Here is a 15336-nt window from a genome sequence, read left to right as displayed (position 1 = left end):
ATGGCGTTCATGAGGTTGCGCACCCGCCGCTGACGGCGGCGCATCTCGTTCTTCTGTCGCCGCCGTCTCTCGGTGTTCCCGCCGGAGCGGCCGTTCGACGCTGCCCCGGCTCCCTTTCCGAGCTGCGGAGCTTCCCTGTGTCTGTTCGCACCTTCACGCCGGCCGCGTCCGGCGACCACCTCACCGGCGACCACGCGCATCTGCGCGCCGAGAACGTCAGCGTCACCCTCGGCGCCCGCCGGATCCTCACCCACGTCTCCGTCACCGTCTCGACCCGGTCCCGCCTGGCCATCGTCGGCGAGAACGGCCGCGGCAAGACGACACTGCTGCGTGTCCTCGCCGGCCTCCTGGCTCCCGACGAGGGCCGCGTCCACCGCGCCGGCAGCTTCGGCCTGGCCGACCAGGCGCTCCCCGCCACCCCGGGCCTGACCGTAGGCACCCTCACCGGCGAGGCCCTCCGCGACGCCCACGCCGCCTTGGCCGCCCTTGACCAGGCCACCCACGACCTGGCCGGCACGAACACCAACGCCGCCCGCGGCAAGGGCCCCACCAACGCCGACGCCGCCCGCGGTGACGGCCCCGTCGGCGCCGACACGAACGTCGGCGCCGATGGTGCGAGCCCGGAGGACCGCTACGCCGCCGCGCTCGAGCTGGCCACCCGGCTGGACGCCTGGGACGCCGAACGGCGGGTCGACATCGCGCTCGAAGCTCTCGGGGCCTGCGCCGACCGGGAGCGGGAGTTGCGGACCCTCTCCGTCGGGCAGCGGTACCGGGTGCGGCTCGCCTGTCTGCTCGGCGCCCGTTATGACCTGCTCCTGCTCGATGAGCCGACCAACCACCTCGACGCCGGCGGGCTCGACTTCCTCACCCAGCGGCTACGTGAGCACGGCAGCGGGTTCGCGCTGGTCAGCCACGACCGGGCACTGCTGCGCGACGTGGCCGGGGAGTTCCTCGACCTCGACCCCACCGAGGACGGGCTCCCCCGGGTGTACGCCGGTGGCTACGAGGGTTGGCAGGAAGGGCGCCGGCGTGATCGGCGGCGCTGGGAACAGGACTTCGAGGAGCAGCAGGCCGAGCACCAGCGGCTCACCACCGCGGTCGGCAAGGCCCGCGATCGGCTCAGCACCGGCTGGCGCCCGCCCAAGGGCACCGGCCGGCATCAGCGCCAGACCCGCGCGCCGGGTGTCGTGCAGGCCCTCAACCGGGAGCGGGAGGCCCTCGACGCGCACCGTGTCACGGCGCCCGCGCCGCCGCCGGCGCTGCGGTTCCCCGAGCTCCAGGTCCGGCCTGGACTGCCTTTGGTGCGGGCTCACGGCGTACAGCTGGAAGGTCGCCTGGACCACCCACTCACCGTGAGTGTCGACGGGGGTGACCGGCTTCTGGTGACCGGGCCGAACGGGGCCGGGAAGTCGACGCTGCTGGCCCTGCTGGCCGGGCGGCTCGAACCGACGGCCGGCACCGTGCGGCGGTTCCACCGGATCGCGTTCGTCGAGCAGGAGGTCTCGGCGGTCACAGTCCCGCGCGAGCACTTCGGGCTGCTGGACGCCGAGGCGCTGCGCACCCCGGCCGAGCGGCTGTCGCTGGGCCAGCGGCGCCGCCTCGACCTCGCCGCCCATCTGGCCACCCGGCCCGATCTGCTGATCTTCGACGAGCCCACCAACCACCTGTCGGCGGCCCTGGTGGACGAGTTGACCCAGGCGATCCGCACGACGCCGGCGGCGGTGATCGTGGCGACGCACGACCGGCGGTTGCTGTCCGATCTGTCCGACTGGCCGAGACTGGAGCTATAAGGCCCCGAGAACCCGGTTGCGCGTGTGCTGGTAGATCACCGAGCTGCGGAAGCCCACGATCTCGCGCCGCTGGCTGAACTTGTCCATCAGGAAGGAGTGGAGGGCGTCGACGCTCGGCACCGCCACGTGCACCAGCAGATCGTCGCCGCCCGCCACCACGAAGACCGACAAAACCTCGGGCAACCCGGTGACGTACGCCTTGACTCCCTCGATCACGTCACGGCTCATCGGCCGGACCTGAAGGTGGAGGAAGGCCTGGACGTGCCGGTTGAGCGCGCCCAGGTCGACCTCGGCGTGGTAGCCGGTCAGCACGCCCCGGTCACGCAGCAGCCGCACGCGCTCCAGGCACGTCGAGGGGGCCACGCCAACCAGCCGGGCCAGGTCGCGGTTGGTCAGCCGCGCGTTGTGCTGCAACTCCCGCACGATCGCCGAATCAATGTCGTCCACCGTCCCCCACTTTCCGGCTCTCGCCGAACTTCGTTCGGCAAGTCTGCGCTGGGTCCGGCCAGGCGTCTAGCTTTCGCAGCAGAGACCGATTTATTTGTACGGAGGAAGCAATGCTCCCGCACGAACGAGTGGTGATCCGCCGTGGCCCCGAATCCGGCCTGCCGATCATCGTCGCCGTCCATTCGACCGTCCTGGGGCAGGCGCTGGGCGGATGCCGGATGAAGGAGTACGGCGATTGGCGGGACGGCCTGGAGGACGCCCTGCGCCTGTCGGCGGCGATGTCGGAGAAGTGCGCCCTGGCCGGCATGCCCCACGGCGGCGGCAAGACCGTGGTCGTGGCGCCGCGTTCCTTCGACCGGGCGGCCGCCCTGCACGACGTCGGCACGGTGATCGAGGAGCTGGGCGGCCTGTACGCGACGGGCCCCGACGTGGGCACCGGCCCGGCCGACATGCTCACGATCGCCGAGCGCACCGGCCACGTCTTCTGCCGCCCGGCCGAGTCCGGCGGCAGCGGCGATTCCTCCCCCGCGACCGCCCTGGGAACAGTGGCCGCCCTCGAAGCCGTCTGCGCCACCTTGGCCACCCGAAGCGCCGCCGAGAACACGCTGTCCGCCAGGAGCACCGCCGGGAGCTCGCTGTCCGCCAGGAGCACCGCCGGGAGCTCGCTGTCCGCCAGGAGCACCGCCGGGAGCTCGCTGGCCGGGCGGAGCTTCGCTGTGCTGGGGCTCGGGCATGTGGGCGAGCGCGTCGCCCGTCTGCTGGCCGAGGCGGGGGCCAAGCTCGTGGTCAGCGACATCGACCCGGCGCGGCGCGAGGTGGCCGCCGAGCTGGGCGCCACCTGGGCCACCCCGGACGAGTGCCTGACGGCCGAGGTCGACGTGCTGGTCCCGGCCGCGCTGGGCGGCCTGCTGACCCCGGCCGTCGTGCCCACCCTGCGCTGCGCCGCCGTCGCCGGCCCGGCCAACAATCAGCTGGACGCCCCGTCCACCGCCGGCCTGCTGCACGAGCGGGGCATCCTGTGGGCGCCCGACTTCATCGTCAGCGCCGGCGGCGTCCTGCGCGCCACGGCCGTCGAACTGCACCACGAGACGCCGGCCCAGGTGACCGCCCGCCTGAACGGCATAGCCACCACCTTGGCCGGCGTCTTCGCCACGGCCGAGCGCGAGGGCGTCACCCCGGCGTCGGCCGCGGCCGCCGAAGCCGAGCGCCGGATCAGCCGGCACGCCGAACCGGCATCGGAAAAGCGCGAGTAAACAAGCCAAGCGGCGGCTGAAGCCCGGATCCAGCCGAACGGCGGCCTAAAGCCCGGGCACCAGCCGAAGCGGCGGCCAAAGGCCCGGGCACCAGCCGAAGCGGCGGCCAAAGGCCCGGGCACCAGCCGAAGCGGCGGCCAAAGGCCCGGGCACCAGCCGAAGCGGCGGCCAAGCCCGGGCACCAGCCGAAGCGGCGGCCAAAGGCCCGGGCACCAGCCGAAGCGGCGGCCAAAGGCCCGGGCACCAGCCGAGACTGCGGAGTAAGGCGCGGGTCACCAGGCGAAGCGGCGGCGCTTCTTCTGGGGCTGGCGGCCGAAACCGGCCAGCAGGTCGGCGCCCTGGCGCATGTAGCGGGTGGTGCGGGTCGGGCCCTTGCGGGCCTCCAGCCGGTCGCTCAGCTTGCGGAAGCCGGCGGCGGCGAGGGGGATCGCGACGGCCATGATGACGAAACGGCGAATCAGGCTGAAAATCATGGAACGTACATACCCCTAGGAACCGGGTCGAACACTCTCCGCGACCAATTGTGTGGCCAGCTCCGCGTTCCGGTCCGCGAAGTCCCGCCACTGCGGCGCGGTCCGCGCCAGGTGCGGCTCCGCCGCCGCCCGGGAGCATTTGCGCTGCTCCCAGCCGCTCAAGCGACCACTTCGGATCTGGAAACGAACCAATACCCCATCGGACCATCCGTACGCCTCGGCGTCGCCGCCCGGCGTCAGCGTCGTGACCTTCTGTTCGGCCAGGATCCAGTCGACCGCCTCGATCTCCTGCTGGATCCGGGCCGCCAGCTCGAAGCCGAGCCGCTCCGAGGCCCGGTCCCGCAGCTCGAGCAGCCCTGATCTCAGCGTGGACACCGCCGGCGGCTCGCGCCGGAGGACCGCGGTGATCAGCGCGACGAAGCGGTCACGATCGCCCGCGCCGACGCCGAGGATCGCCGCCATGTCGCGCTGCGATCCGCCGAGGCGGTCACTCGTGTAGCGCAGCGGCAGCACCCGCTCCAGCGCCGAGACGGCCAGCCGTGCCTGCGTACCACCGAGATAGGGTCCGAAGACCAGGCCGCCGGGAGCGACCGGCGGCCAGTGCACCGCCTGCAGCGTGTCGTCGGCGAGACGAATGCAGAACGGCACCTCCAAGCCGCCGCGGATCCGGTTCCAGCGTGGCTTGGAACGTTCCAGGAGGTTCCGCTCGAGCCAGGCCGCCTCGTGGACGGAGGCGCAGGTCAACGCCTCGATCCGGGTGATCTGCGGGACCATCCGGGCCAGGTGGCGGCGCTTGCCGAGATCGGTCCAGTACGAGCCGACGCGATAGCGCAGCTCGGTGGCCCGTCCGATGTAGAGCACGCGGCCCCGCTCGTCGCGGAACCGGTAGACGCCGGGCGCGACCGGCAGCCGGGGAACCAGCGAACGGGTCAAGAGTCGAGCACCCGTTCCATCGCGGCCCGGGAACGGCGGGTCAGGCGCAGATAGCGGTCGACGAACTCGCCCGGGTCGCCGCCGCCGAGCAGCTGCACCGCGCCGGCCAGCTCGACACCGTGCCGGGGCAGCTGGTCGGTCGGGCGGCCGCGCACCAGCGTCAGGGCGTTGCGCACCTGGGCGGCCAGGGTCCAGCCGGCCGCCATGGCCGCCGCGTCGACCTTGTCGACCAGTTTGGCCTTCACCGCCGCGTCGAGAGCTTCGAGCGTGCGGGTCTTCTTCAGCCCCGTCACGGCGTACCCGTGAAGCAATTGCAGTAACTGCACCGCCCATTCCACGTCGGACAGACCGCCGCGCCCGAGCTTGGTGTGCGTATGCGGGTCGGCGTTGCGCGGCAGGCGCTCGACCTCGACCCGGGCCTTGATCCGGCGGATCTCCACCACCTGCTCGCGGGTGAGACCGCCGTCGGGATAGCGGATCGGGTCGGCCAGCTTCTCGAACTCGCGGCCGAGCGTCTCGTCGCCGCAGACGAAGCGGGCCCGCAGCAGCGCCTGCGCCTCCCACACCTTCGACCAGCGGGCGTAGTACTGCTGGTACGCGGCCAGGCTGCGGACGAGCGGACCTTGCCTTCCCTCCGGTCTCAGGTCGGCGTCGATGCCCAGCTCGGGGTCGGGCGCGGGCGCGCTCAGCGACCGGCGCAGCTCCTCGGCCATGGCCAGGGCGGGCGCGCCGTTGTCGGCGCCGTCGTAGACGAACAGCACGTCGGCGTCGGACGGATAGCTCATCTCGTAGCCGCCGAGCCGGCCCATCCCGATGATCGCGAAGCGCATGCCGGGCGGGCCCGGCTTGGCCCGGCGGGCCACCGACAGGGCCGCGTTGAGCGTGGCGTCGGTGACGTCGGAGAGCGCGATGCCGATCGCGTCCACGTCGAGCGGCTGGGCCGGGGCCAGCTCGCCGGCCCGGCTCAGGATGTCGGCGCAGGCCAGCCGGAACAGCTCGCGCCGGCGCAGGGCCCGGATGGCGGTGATCGCCTTGACCGGATCTTCGGCGTGCCGCTCGGCGGCCGCAGCGAAGCCGTCGATCAGCGACGCGCGGCGGCGGGGCTGGAGCTCGGCGTCGTCGGCCAGCAGCCGCAGCGCCTCGGGGTCGCGGGTGAGCAGGTCGGTCGCGTAGCGGGACAGGCCGAGGACCCGGGCCAGCCGCAGCGCGACCGGGCCGCCGTCGCGCAGCAGGCGCAGATACCACGGGGTGCTGCCGAGCTTGTCGGAGACGGTCCGGTAGTTGAGCAGGCCGCGGTCGGGCTCGGGGGCGTCGGCGAACTCCTGGAGCAGCATCGGCAGCAGGTGGCGCTGGATGGCCGAGGTGCGGGTGACGCCGCCGGTGAGCGCCTGCAGGTGCCGCAGGGCGCCGGCCGGGTCGGCGAAGCCGAGCGTCTTGAGCCGGCGGCCGGCCGACTCGGTGGTCATCCGCAGCGCCTCGGCCGGCACCCGGGCCACCGCCTCGAGCAGCGGCTGGTAGAGCAGCTTGATGTGCAGGCGGCGTACCTGGGCGGCGTGGCCGACCCAGTCCGAGCGGAACGCGCCGACCGCGTCGCGGCCCGGCATGGCCGTATATCCGAGGGCCGCCGCGAGCCAGCGCACCCCTTCCGGATCGTCGGGCACGGTGTGCGTACGCCGGAGTTGTTGCAGTTGAAGCCGGTGTTCGACGCCGCGCAGGAAGCGGTAGCCGCGCAGGAGGGTCTCGCCGTCCTCGCGGCCGACGTAGCCGCCGGCGACCAGCGCGCGCAGCGCCGGCAACGTGCCGCCCGAGCGCAGCGTCTCGTCGACGCGGCCGTGCACGAGCTGGAGCAACTGGACGGCGAACTCGATGTCGCGCAGCCCGCCCGGCCCGCGCTTGATCTCACGGTCGACCTGGTTGGCCGGCACGTTCTCGATGATCTTGCGGCGCATGTCGCGGACGTCGGCCACCGCCTCGGGCCGCTCGGCCGCCTGCCAGACCAGCGGGGCCAGGTCGTCGATCCACTGCTGCCCGAGGGCCAGGTCGCCGGCGGCCGGACGGGCCTTGAGCAGCGCCTGGAACTCCCACGTGCGGGCCCAGCGCCGGTAGTACGCCTGGTGGCTGGCCAGCGTGCGGACCAGCGGGCCGCGGCTGCCCTCGGGACGCAGCGCGGCGTCGACCGGCCACGCGACCTGCCCGCAGATCTCGATCAGCCGGGCCGCGACCGTCGTGCCGGCGCTCAGGTCCTCGTCGCTGTCGGCGACGAAGATGACGTCCACGTCGGACACGTAGTTCAGCTCGTTGCCGCCGCACTTGCCCATCGCGACCACGGCCAGGCGGGGCTCTGTCTTCACCCCGGCGACAGCGATCGCGTACGCGGCCCCGAGCGTCTCGTCGGCCAGCCGCGACAGAGCGGCCATGGTCGGCTCGAGCCCGCGCCCGCCGGTCAGGTCGGCCGCCGCGATCCGCAGCAACGCGACACGGTAGGCCCGGCGCAGGTCGGGGATGCTCGGGACGCCGTCGACCTCGAGGCCGCCCTCGGCGTTCGGCGGCATGCCGGTCTTGCCGGTGGCCAGCACCCGCCAGTCGTCCGGATTGGCCACCAGGTGGTCGCCGAGCGCGGACGACGCGCCCAGCACCGCGATCATGCGGCGGCGCAGGCCGGTGTCCTCGGCCAATGCTTTCAACACCTCGCCGGTGGCGGTGTTCATGGTGATCTCGCCGCCCGGCCCGGTGACCGGGCCCCCGTTGACCCGGGCGGCGGCCCGGCCGGCCGCGTCGACCAGCCGGTGCAGCTGGCGCAGGGCCAGGGTCGGGTCGGCGGCGCGGGACAGGGCGGTGAGCAGCTCGGCCGCCTCGGCGCCGGTGGGCGCCTGCGCCTCGACGTCCCACAGCCGCAGGCCGCTCGGCCCGGCCAGGTCGGCCGCGCGCACGCCGTCGTCGGCGAAGCCGTACCGGGCGAGCCGGCTGGGCCTGGTCACGGCTTACTGCCCCAGCAGCGGGAGCGTGCGGCCGGTGCCGGGGTTCGGTATGTCGGCGTCGGGCAGCGTGCCCAGCGCGAGCGAGGCGAACCGGGCCGCGAACGGCTGCCACACCTCCTCGACGTCGGCCAGGATCTGGGCCGTGGCGTACACGACCGCTTCGGCGTCGTAGCCCAGCTCGTCGATGCTCTCGCGGTCGCTCGCGGCCCACTGCTCGATCATCACGGCGTCGCACTCGATGTGGAACTGCACGCCCCAGGCCCGGTCGCCGAGGCGGAACGCCTGATGCGGGTAGCGGCTGGAGGCGGCGAGCAGGACGGCCTTGAGCGGCAGCTCGGTGATCTCGTCGCGGTGCCACTGGATCACGTCGGGCAGCAGCGGCACCCACTTGAACAGCGGATCGGTGTCGGCCGCGTCACGCTTGCCGACCAGGCCGGGCCCGATCTCGGGGCCGGAGGTGCTGCGCTCGACCAGTCCGCCGTGCGCGGAGGCGAGCAGCTGGCCACCGAGGCAGACGCCGAGGGTGGGCACCCGGTGACGTACGGCCTTGCGCAGCAGCCCTTCGAGCGCCGGGAACCAGGGCGCTCCGGGGGAGCCTTCGGCGTCGGAGTACGCGTTCTGGTCGCCCCCCAGCACGATCAGCGCCAGGAAGCCGTCCAGGTCGGCCGGCAGCTCGTCCCCGGCATGCGGGCGCAGCACGGTCAGCTCCAGGCCGGCCTCGGTCAGCCACTCCCCCAGCCGGCGCGGGTCGTCGCTCGGATCGTTCTCGATGACAAGTGCGGTCGCCACGTCCACGAGGCTAACGTGTTCACCCATGACAGCGCCGCAGCGTGTACGAGTCTCGACGCTGGAACTCTTCTTCGACCTGGTCTTCGTGTTCACGGTCATCCAGCTCTCGGAGACGCTCTCCGACCACCTCAGCCTGGCCACGTTCGGCGACATCATGCTGATCCTGTTCGTGGTCTGGTGGATGTACTCCGGATACGCCTGGCTGACGAACGCGGTGGCGCCGAGCAGCACGACAAGACGCACGCTGCTGCTGACCGGCATGGCCGGCTTCCTGGTGATGGCGCTGGCCATCCCCGAGGCGTTCGGCCGATACGGCTGGCTGTTCGGCGTGGCGTACCTGGTGGTGAACCTGGTGCACTCGGCGCTGTTCCTCACGACGGGCCCGGCCACCCGCCCCGCGATGCGGCTGCTGGCCCCACTGAACATCGTGTCGGCGCTGCTGGTGCTGGGCGGCGGCCTGGCGCCGGAGCCGTGGCGGCACATCCTGTGGATAGCCGCGCCGCTGGTGCAGATCGGCACCGGCTACCTCCGCCGGCTCGACCGCCTCCCGATCGCCGCCGGCCACTTCGTCGAACGCCACGGCCTGGTGGTCATCGTGGCCATCGGCGAGTCGATCCTGTCCATCGGCCTCGGCTTCCACGGCGTCGACCTGGGCCTGGGCGAGGTCCTGGTGGCGGTGCTGGGCCTCTGCGTGGCGTACTACCTGTGGTGGTTCTACTTCGCCGGCGACGACTCCCGGGCCGAACGAGTCCTGGCGGCCACGACCGACCCGCTGCGGCGGGCGAGGCTGGCCCTGAACGGCTGGGGCTTCGCCCACTACCCGATGGTGCTGGGCATCGTGGTGACAGCGGTCGGCGTCAAGAAGACGGTCGGCCACGCCTCCGACGGCCTGGGCTGGGGCCCGGCCCTGGCCCTCGGCGGAGGGGTGGCGCTCTATCTGGTGGGCCACGCCGCTTTCCTGGCCCTGCTACGCCTGCGGGGCGTCTACCACCGCCTGGCCGCGGCGGCGGTCGCGCTGGCCACTATCCCGCTGGGCCACACGTTGGCCCTGGCCCAGCTGATAGCGGTGGTCCTCATCATGGTCGCCGCCGCCATCATCGAAGACCTCCCCGAGGTGCGCCGAACCCATTCCACAGCCATAGGCGACTTCGGCCGCACCCCCGCCGACGACTGACACCCGTTCACGCCACACCGAACGGGTTGTCGATCACATACCGCCAGGTCCCGTCCGCACCGCGCCGGGCGACATCGGTGGCCGTGCCCTCGATGCGTACGGGTTCGCCATCCGGTCCGGCGCCCTCGATCGTCCAGTCAACGATCATCAAAGCGATGTCCTCGACGACATAGACGTGCCGGGGACGCACCCGCATCGGCAGCCCCAGCGCCAGAAACCGCTCGTTCGCGGCGACCCGGTGCGCCCCGGTCACCGGTGAACCCGGCTCCGGCACGAGAATCGCACCCTGCTCGTACATCGCCTCGACGGCAACCGGATCGCCGCTGCCGAACGCCGCGGCGAAGGCCGCCGGATGGTGCGCCGCATCGGCGGTCCGAGCCACGATGTCATCATGTCCAGCCATGACCACAGCCAAGAGGACGGCATCGTGGCTCACCAAACGGTGAGCCGCCGATGGGACGGCGACCTGGTCCCCGACGACGCCGGCCGCACCGACCGTCCCGACGCGGAATGCCCCGTGGAGGTGGCCCTAGCCGCGATCAGCGGACGCTGGACCACCCTGGTGTTACGCGAACTGATGCACGGCCCGCTGTCGTTCAGTGACCTCAGCACCGCACTCCCGCAGCTCAGCGACAAGGTGCTGGACGAGCGGCTCCGCCGTCTCCGCTCGCAGCACCTCGTCGAGCGCCGGTCCACCACCGGCTTCCCGAGCCGCGTCACCTACTCGCTCACCCACTCCGGGCACCAGCTGCGCCCGCTGCTCATCGAGCTGTACCGTACGGGGCTTCGCCTGCGGCAGCCCGCTTCCTGAGGGCGCCAAGGGGCCATCCGCTCATGCCACCGCCCCGTGCGCGGTCGACCACCGAGACCGCCGCGAAACCGTAAGCGCTGATTGCGCGCTCATGCCGATGAGATTGTGCCGCTCACGCCTCTTAAGTGCGTATCGACCGACTCCATTAATTCAAGTCGAACTTGCCTGTCCTATATTATGTCGTCCGGGTCGATTTCTGCCAAAAATGATGCAGGCGGGCTGATCGTGATCGGCCTCGAAACGGTGACGCTTATGTTCGCCAGGTCTCCTGAGGGGACGGTCGCCAAGAATGTGTTGCGCCCGTCATAAAGTGTGATTTTCCAGAGTCCCCGAACATATTGGGTAATGTCCTGCACTTTCAGGTCCTCTTGTGCCGGCGGTGTCTCTCCGGACTGCTTGCAACGAATGATCACCGCAAGGGTCGCAAGCAGAACAGCGTCGTCCCGCTTCCGAGGTCCTCCGCGACGGATCTTCGCAACCAACTGACGAAGGCCGTCGTATGCGGCATTGCCGAGTACGCCAGAGCCGATCGACCCGGCGATCCATACCGCAGCCGACTCCCACAGGGCAGCTCCTGAATGAGGCCGAGGGTCGTCGACTAGATCATCACAGGGCCACATGTATCTTTGGCAGCAGGGACAGGTTTCTTGGTTCGTCAGAGTGCCACAGTTTGGGCACCGCTCTTTCGGCGCAGTTACAGCACTCTCGTTGGAGTCGTCCACTATGTAAGAGTGTCGGATGCAGGCAAGGTCTGCACTCATCTGCCGCGATCCGCTCGGCCATGGGCCAGGCGCACGCTGCGTTCTGGCGGAAAGACGACGAGTGCTCTGACCACTGCTCCCGCGTACACCAGCATCTTGTCTCAGTAGCCGAACATCGACCCGGGTCACGACCCTCGAGGCATTGCCGTTACCGGCCCACGCACTGTCCGGGTCAGGGGGTCCAGCGGGCCACGAGCTCCGTGTCCTCGGTTTCGCCGGTCTCGTGGAAGCCCAGGGTGCGGTAAAGGTGCCGGGCCGCGGTGTTGTCGGCCTCGTAGCTCAGGGCCACGTTCGGGGTGCCCGGCTCGGCGATCAACTGCTCGCGGAGCTTTCGTACGGCCGCGTGGCCGATGCCCTGGCGCTGGTGCTGTGAACCGATGACCAGGCCGCCGATCCAGGCGCTGCCGTCGTCGTCCTTTGCCCACATGGCGAAGCCCACCACCTCGCCGTCGCGGGTGATGGCCAACGGGTTCCACAAGTTGCCGTAGTTGCACAGGCACAGGTAGTACGTGACGGCGTTGACGAAGCGCTGCTGGTCGGGGTGCACCGTCAGGGTTGCGCAGTCGCGCCAGTTTCCGGCGGTTACCGGCGTCAGCTCAACTTCAAGATCGATGGGCATCGGGACATTGTTGCCGATGGCCGCCCGGCGTGTGCCCCGCCGGGCGGCCACCCTCCCCCCAATGTGGCTCTACAGGCGGTCGGCGTCCACCACGGCCTGCGCGAACTCGCGCGGGGCCTCCTGCGGGACGTTGTGACCGACGTTGAATGTGCGGTGCCGGTACTTGCCGGTGAAGTGCGTCCGGTACGAGCTGCCGTTGCCCTCCGGCGTGAACGGGTCGTACTTGCCGTCGATCGTGATGGTCGGTACGGAGATCGGCGGCGGGGGCAGCACCTGGAGCTTCTTCTCGATCGCGGCATACTCGGGCTCGGCCGGGGCCAGGCTCTGCCGCCACCGGTAGTTGCCGATGACGATCGGCACGTAGTCCGGGTTCTTGAACGCGGCGGCCGTCCGGTCGTAGACGGCCTGCGAGAACTTCCACGTCGGCGAGTTGAACTTCCAGATGAACTGGCCCATCTCCGACGTGTACTTGGTCAGGCCCTTCACGCCGCGCTCGGTGGCGAAGTAGTACTGGTACCACCAGTCGTTCTCGGCCGCCGGCTCGAGCGGGGACAGGTTCGCCTCCAGGTTGGTGATCAGATATCCGGTCACCGAGACGAGAGCCTTGACCCGCTCCGGCCACAGGGCGGCGATGATGTCGGCGGTCCGCGAACCCCAGTCGTAGCCGGCCAGCACCGCGCGACGGATCTTCAGCTTGTCCATCAGCGCGAGGATGTCCAGGGCGAACGCGGCCTGGTCGACGTTGCGCGGCGTCGACGCGGACCGGAACGTGGTGCTGCCGTGGCCGCGGAAGTAGGGAACGATCACCCGGTAGCCGCGCGCGGCGAGCAGCGGCGCCACGTCGACATAGCTGTGGATGTCGTACGGGAAACCGTGCATCAGGACGACCGGGGTGCCCTTGGCCGGGCCGAGCTCGACGTAGCCCTGGTTGAGGACGCCGGCGTCGATCTGCCGCACCGGGCCGAAGTGCCCGGCCCGGGTGCTGCTGCTGGTGACCGGGGCCGCCGCTTCGGCGGCGCCGCCCATGACGAGCGGGGCGACACCCGCGGCCAGCGCGGCCGAGCCGGCCGCTTGCAGGAATTGACGTCGGGGGTTGTTGGTGACCATGGAAGGAGCCTCCTGGCGAGATCGACTGTGGACGCGCAACTCACGTTCACATGCCGCCCACTCCAGCCAACCCAGGGAAACTCCCTGGTCCGGGCCCCGGCACGGGCCCCAGGTGACCAAGCACACCGTTTACTGAGCCAGCAAGGCCTGGGCGAAGCGGGCCTCGAGACGGGCGGCCGCGCGGACCACCAGCGGCAGGGTGACGGCGAAGGCCAGGGCGGTGACGAGATAGAAGACGACCGAGGTGCTGTACGCCTCCCCGAGCCCCAGCCAGTGCGGCACGCCATGGTCGTCCGGGCCGTCCGGCAGCGCCCAGCCCCACGCCGACCAGGTGAGGCCGCCGAGCAGGCCCGACCACCAGGCCACCACGAAGGAGAACCCGATCGTGTTCGGGATGAAGCGGATCAGGGCGTGTGCCAGGTCGCGCCACGCCTGCGGGTCGGCCAGGCGGTGCCGGGCCGAGCCCGTACGGTAAACCGGGTCCTGGATCCTTTGACCCAGAACCGCGCCGATGCGGCGGCGCTCCACGGCGGCGAAGCCGCGGGCCGCGAACAGCGCGGCGACGAGAATGGGCACGCCGATCCAGACCGCCGCGAGGCCGAGACCGAGCGAGAAAGCGGTCACGCCGACGGTGAGGGCGGCGATCCCGACCGGAAATCCGGTGAGGACGTAACGGGTGTCGGCGCCGACCCGCGCGAACGGGCGGACGGCCATGACCGGGGCTTCGAGCTGTGTCGTCGTCATGGCAATGACGCTAGGCAGCAGGCTGCCCACAACCGATCCGGTGAGCTGGCCGATCGATGGTGGTGCCAGCCCTACCTGTCCCGGGCGTGAACCGCGACGGGCTGCCCGTGCCCCGGCACGACAGTGTCGAACTCGTGCCGCAGCCCGAGCTTCTCCATGACCCGCCCCGACCGTCCATTGCCGACGTGGCGAATGCTGACGACCCGCTCGAGCCCACGATCCTCGAAGCCGAACCGCAAAGCCTCGGCCGCCGCCTCGGTCGCGTAGCCCTTGCCCCAGTGCGGCCGCGCCAGCCGCCACCCGATCTCCACGGCCGGCATGACCTCGGGCAGGAACTCAGGAACGGAAAGGCCGGCCCACCCCAGGAGTACGCCTTCGTCCCGCCCCTCGACCGCGAAAAGCCCGAACCCGTGCCGCGCCCAGACCTCCCGCATCCGCCGCAGCCGCTCCGCGCTCTGTTCCCGGTCGAGCACGGCCCCGTCGAGGATGTAGCGCATCACCTCAGGATCGGCGTTCATGGCGGCGAGCGCGTCGAGATCCTCATCCCGCCATTCGCGCAGAACCAGCCGCTCGGTCTCCAGCGTGACCATATGTCCGCCCTTCCGTTGATCTTGGCGTGCATCGACCTCACCGCGCCTTCGCCATGGTAGTTCTGGGGCTTTTGTCGGTGAGGGCGTGCACCGGCGAGCCGGCTCCGATCGCGGCCCCGACCACGGCGCCGTCGCCGTCGGCCGGCTCGGCGCCGGCCCACTCGGCATCGGCGCCGGCGGCGCTCGGCGATCCGGGTGGGCGCGCCCTCGTTCGCCGTGAGGACCAGATCGGGCCCTGGCAGGCCACCGTCGGCGCCGCGACGGACACCGGCGCGCTCGATGTGGTCGTCACCTGCGCCGGCGGCGGCTCCGTGACCGTCGAGTACGGGAAGTCGGCCTCGATCACGACGGGCTGCGGCGGGACGGAGGTGAACCGCGGCCGGGACGAGGCGATGCCCCGGGGCACGGTGAAGCTCTCGGTCACGCCCGACGGCGATCAGCGGTGGTCGATCCTGGTGACCCGCGGGGCGTCTGACGCGGTCTGGTACCAATCAGCGCGTGGACGTCCTCGATCAGGTGCTCGAGCGGGCGGCCTCGGACCCCAACGTGCGCGGCGTGATCCTCACCGGGTCGCGGGCCCGGGCGTGGAGACGGCCCGGTCCGACTACGACGTGACGATCGTCGTGGCCGAGCAGGAACAACCGTGGCGACACGACACCCGCACCAGCGTGCTGGACGAGGTGGTCGGGACCGTGGCGGCGCTCGCCAACCTCTCGCCGCACTGGAACCGGTACTCCTACCGGGGCGCGAAAGCGCTGCTCGACCGCCTCGACAGGGGCATCGCCGAGCTGGTCGAGCGGAAGGCCACGCTGTCCGCCGAGGAGGCGCCGGCGATGGCCGGGGACCACCTGGACTCGTACATCAATC

Annotated in this window: 16 protein-coding genes; 4 read left to right on the top strand and 12 right to left on the bottom strand. The window is 71.3% G+C overall.

The genetic code is table 11. The features are described from left to right. The first annotated feature begins 137 nt into the window (after positions 1-137). Positions 138-1790 (top strand): ATP-binding cassette domain-containing protein, encoded by a 1653-nt coding sequence (locus tag ACFY36_RS36565; RefSeq protein ID WP_499750469.1) that lies wholly within the window; start codon positions 138-140, stop codon positions 1788-1790. On the opposite strand, the gene ACFY36_RS36560 is transcribed toward ACFY36_RS36565, so the two are convergent. Then, positions 1785-2237: an Lrp/AsnC family transcriptional regulator gene (locus ACFY36_RS36560; protein WP_499750468.1), complete on the bottom strand. Its 453-nt coding sequence runs from the start codon at positions 2235-2237 to the stop codon at positions 1785-1787. The genes ACFY36_RS36565 and ACFY36_RS36560 overlap by 6 nt on opposite strands. A gap of 110 nt (positions 2238-2347) precedes the next feature. On the opposite strand from ACFY36_RS36560, the gene ACFY36_RS36555 reads away from it, so the two are divergent. Then, positions 2348-3490 carry a Glu/Leu/Phe/Val dehydrogenase dimerization domain-containing protein gene (locus ACFY36_RS36555; RefSeq protein WP_499750467.1) on the top strand — a complete coding sequence of 381 codons (1143 nt, stop codon included), beginning with the start codon at positions 2348-2350 and terminating at the stop codon, positions 3488-3490. Positions 3491-3762: 272 nt separating this feature from the next. Here ACFY36_RS36555 and ACFY36_RS36550 read toward each other — a convergent pair whose 3' ends face one another. From ACFY36_RS36550 to ACFY36_RS36535, 4 genes are read right to left on the bottom strand one after another with little or no spacing between them, the layout of a single operon-like run. Continuing rightward, positions 3763-3963, bottom strand: coding sequence for a hypothetical protein (locus tag ACFY36_RS36550; RefSeq protein WP_097320045.1), 201 nt, complete (start codon positions 3961-3963; stop codon positions 3763-3765). A gap of 15 nt (positions 3964-3978) precedes the next feature. Continuing rightward, the gene (locus tag ACFY36_RS36545) at positions 3979-4896 is read right to left on the bottom strand and encodes a GIY-YIG nuclease family protein (protein ID WP_499750466.1); all 918 of its coding nucleotides are present in this window, start codon (positions 4894-4896) and stop codon (positions 3979-3981) included. After that, positions 4893-7874, bottom strand: a complete 2982-nt coding sequence (locus ACFY36_RS36540; protein WP_499750465.1) for a bifunctional [glutamine synthetase] adenylyltransferase/[glutamine synthetase]-adenylyl-L-tyrosine phosphorylase — start codon at positions 7872-7874, stop codon at positions 4893-4895. The genes ACFY36_RS36545 and ACFY36_RS36540 overlap by 4 nt, the downstream gene beginning before the upstream one ends. A gap of 3 nt (positions 7875-7877) precedes the next feature. Further along, positions 7878-8663 (bottom strand): type 1 glutamine amidotransferase, encoded by a 786-nt coding sequence (locus ACFY36_RS36535; RefSeq protein WP_499750464.1) that lies wholly within the window; start codon positions 8661-8663, stop codon positions 7878-7880. Between the two features lie 25 nt (positions 8664-8688). On the opposite strand from ACFY36_RS36535, the gene ACFY36_RS36530 reads away from it, so the two are divergent. Beyond that, a complete protein-coding gene (locus ACFY36_RS36530) occupies positions 8689-9837 on the top strand; it encodes a low temperature requirement protein A (RefSeq protein ID WP_499750463.1) in 1149 nt (382 codons plus the stop codon). A gap of 7 nt (positions 9838-9844) precedes the next feature. Here the strand turns inward: ACFY36_RS36530 and ACFY36_RS36525 are convergent, their stop codons facing one another. Then, a complete protein-coding gene (locus tag ACFY36_RS36525; RefSeq protein WP_499750626.1) occupies positions 9845-10240 on the bottom strand; it encodes a YybH family protein in 396 nt (131 codons plus the stop codon). A 114-nt stretch (positions 10241-10354) separates the two neighbouring features. On the opposite strand from ACFY36_RS36525, the gene ACFY36_RS36520 reads away from it, so the two are divergent. Beyond that, on the top strand, positions 10355-10648 hold the full coding sequence (locus ACFY36_RS36520) for a winged helix-turn-helix transcriptional regulator (RefSeq protein WP_499750625.1): 294 nt from the start codon (positions 10355-10357) through the stop codon (positions 10646-10648). 933 nt (positions 10649-11581) lie between these two features. On the opposite strand, the gene ACFY36_RS36515 is transcribed toward ACFY36_RS36520, so the two are convergent. The 6 genes from ACFY36_RS36515 to ACFY36_RS36490 form a co-directional block, all read right to left on the bottom strand. After that, the gene (locus ACFY36_RS36515; protein ID WP_499750462.1) at positions 11582-12028 is read right to left on the bottom strand and encodes a GNAT family N-acetyltransferase; all 447 of its coding nucleotides are present in this window, start codon (positions 12026-12028) and stop codon (positions 11582-11584) included. 69 nt (positions 12029-12097) lie between these two features. Continuing rightward, positions 12098-13135, bottom strand: coding sequence for an alpha/beta fold hydrolase (locus tag ACFY36_RS36510; RefSeq protein ID WP_499750461.1), 1038 nt, complete (start codon positions 13133-13135; stop codon positions 12098-12100). Between the two features lie 129 nt (positions 13136-13264). Beyond that, positions 13265-13879: a sensor domain-containing protein gene (locus ACFY36_RS36505; protein ID WP_499750460.1), complete on the bottom strand. Its 615-nt coding sequence runs from the start codon at positions 13877-13879 to the stop codon at positions 13265-13267. A gap of 71 nt (positions 13880-13950) precedes the next feature. Next, entirely contained in the window at positions 13951-14469 is a 519-nt protein-coding gene (locus ACFY36_RS36500; RefSeq protein ID WP_499750459.1) for a GNAT family N-acetyltransferase, read from the bottom strand. Between the two features lie 37 nt (positions 14470-14506). Further along, a complete protein-coding gene (locus ACFY36_RS36495; RefSeq protein WP_499750458.1) occupies positions 14507-14893 on the bottom strand; it encodes a hypothetical protein in 387 nt (128 codons plus the stop codon). Between the two features lie 312 nt (positions 14894-15205). After that, positions 15206-15331, bottom strand: coding sequence for a hypothetical protein (locus tag ACFY36_RS36490; RefSeq protein WP_499750457.1), 126 nt, complete (start codon positions 15329-15331; stop codon positions 15206-15208). Positions 15332-15336 lie beyond the last annotated feature (5 nt).

This window comes from Actinoplanes sp. NPDC000266, assembly GCF_042899005.1.
GTDB lineage: Bacteria > Actinomycetota > Actinomycetes > Mycobacteriales > Micromonosporaceae > Actinoplanes.
The sequence above is the reverse complement of the archived record's forward strand: the minus strand, read 5'-3'. Positions and strand labels throughout refer to the sequence as shown.

Coding starts and splice junctions, on each gene's coding strand:
- ACFY36_RS36555 (WP_499750467.1), top strand. CDS start 2,348: ATGCTCCCGCACGAACGAGTGGTGATCCGCCGTGGCCCCGAATCCGGC.
- ACFY36_RS36550 (WP_097320045.1), bottom strand. CDS start 3,963: ATGATTTTCAGCCTGATTCGCCGTTTCGTCATCATGGCCGTCGCGATC.
- ACFY36_RS36530 (WP_499750463.1), top strand. CDS start 8,689: ATGACAGCGCCGCAGCGTGTACGAGTCTCGACGCTGGAACTCTTCTTC.
- ACFY36_RS36525 (WP_499750626.1), bottom strand. CDS start 10,240: ATGGCTGGACATGATGACATCGTGGCTCGGACCGCCGATGCGGCGCAC.
- ACFY36_RS36515 (WP_499750462.1), bottom strand. CDS start 12,028: ATGCCCATCGATCTTGAAGTTGAGCTGACGCCGGTAACCGCCGGAAAC.
- ACFY36_RS36510 (WP_499750461.1), bottom strand. CDS start 13,135: ATGGTCACCAACAACCCCCGACGTCAATTCCTGCAAGCGGCCGGCTCG.
- ACFY36_RS36505 (WP_499750460.1), bottom strand. CDS start 13,879: ATGACGACGACACAGCTCGAAGCCCCGGTCATGGCCGTCCGCCCGTTC.
- ACFY36_RS36500 (WP_499750459.1), bottom strand. CDS start 14,469: ATGGTCACGCTGGAGACCGAGCGGCTGGTTCTGCGCGAATGGCGGGAT.
- ACFY36_RS36490 (WP_499750457.1), bottom strand. CDS start 15,331: ATGTACGAGTCCAGGTGGTCCCCGGCCATCGCCGGCGCCTCCTCGGCG.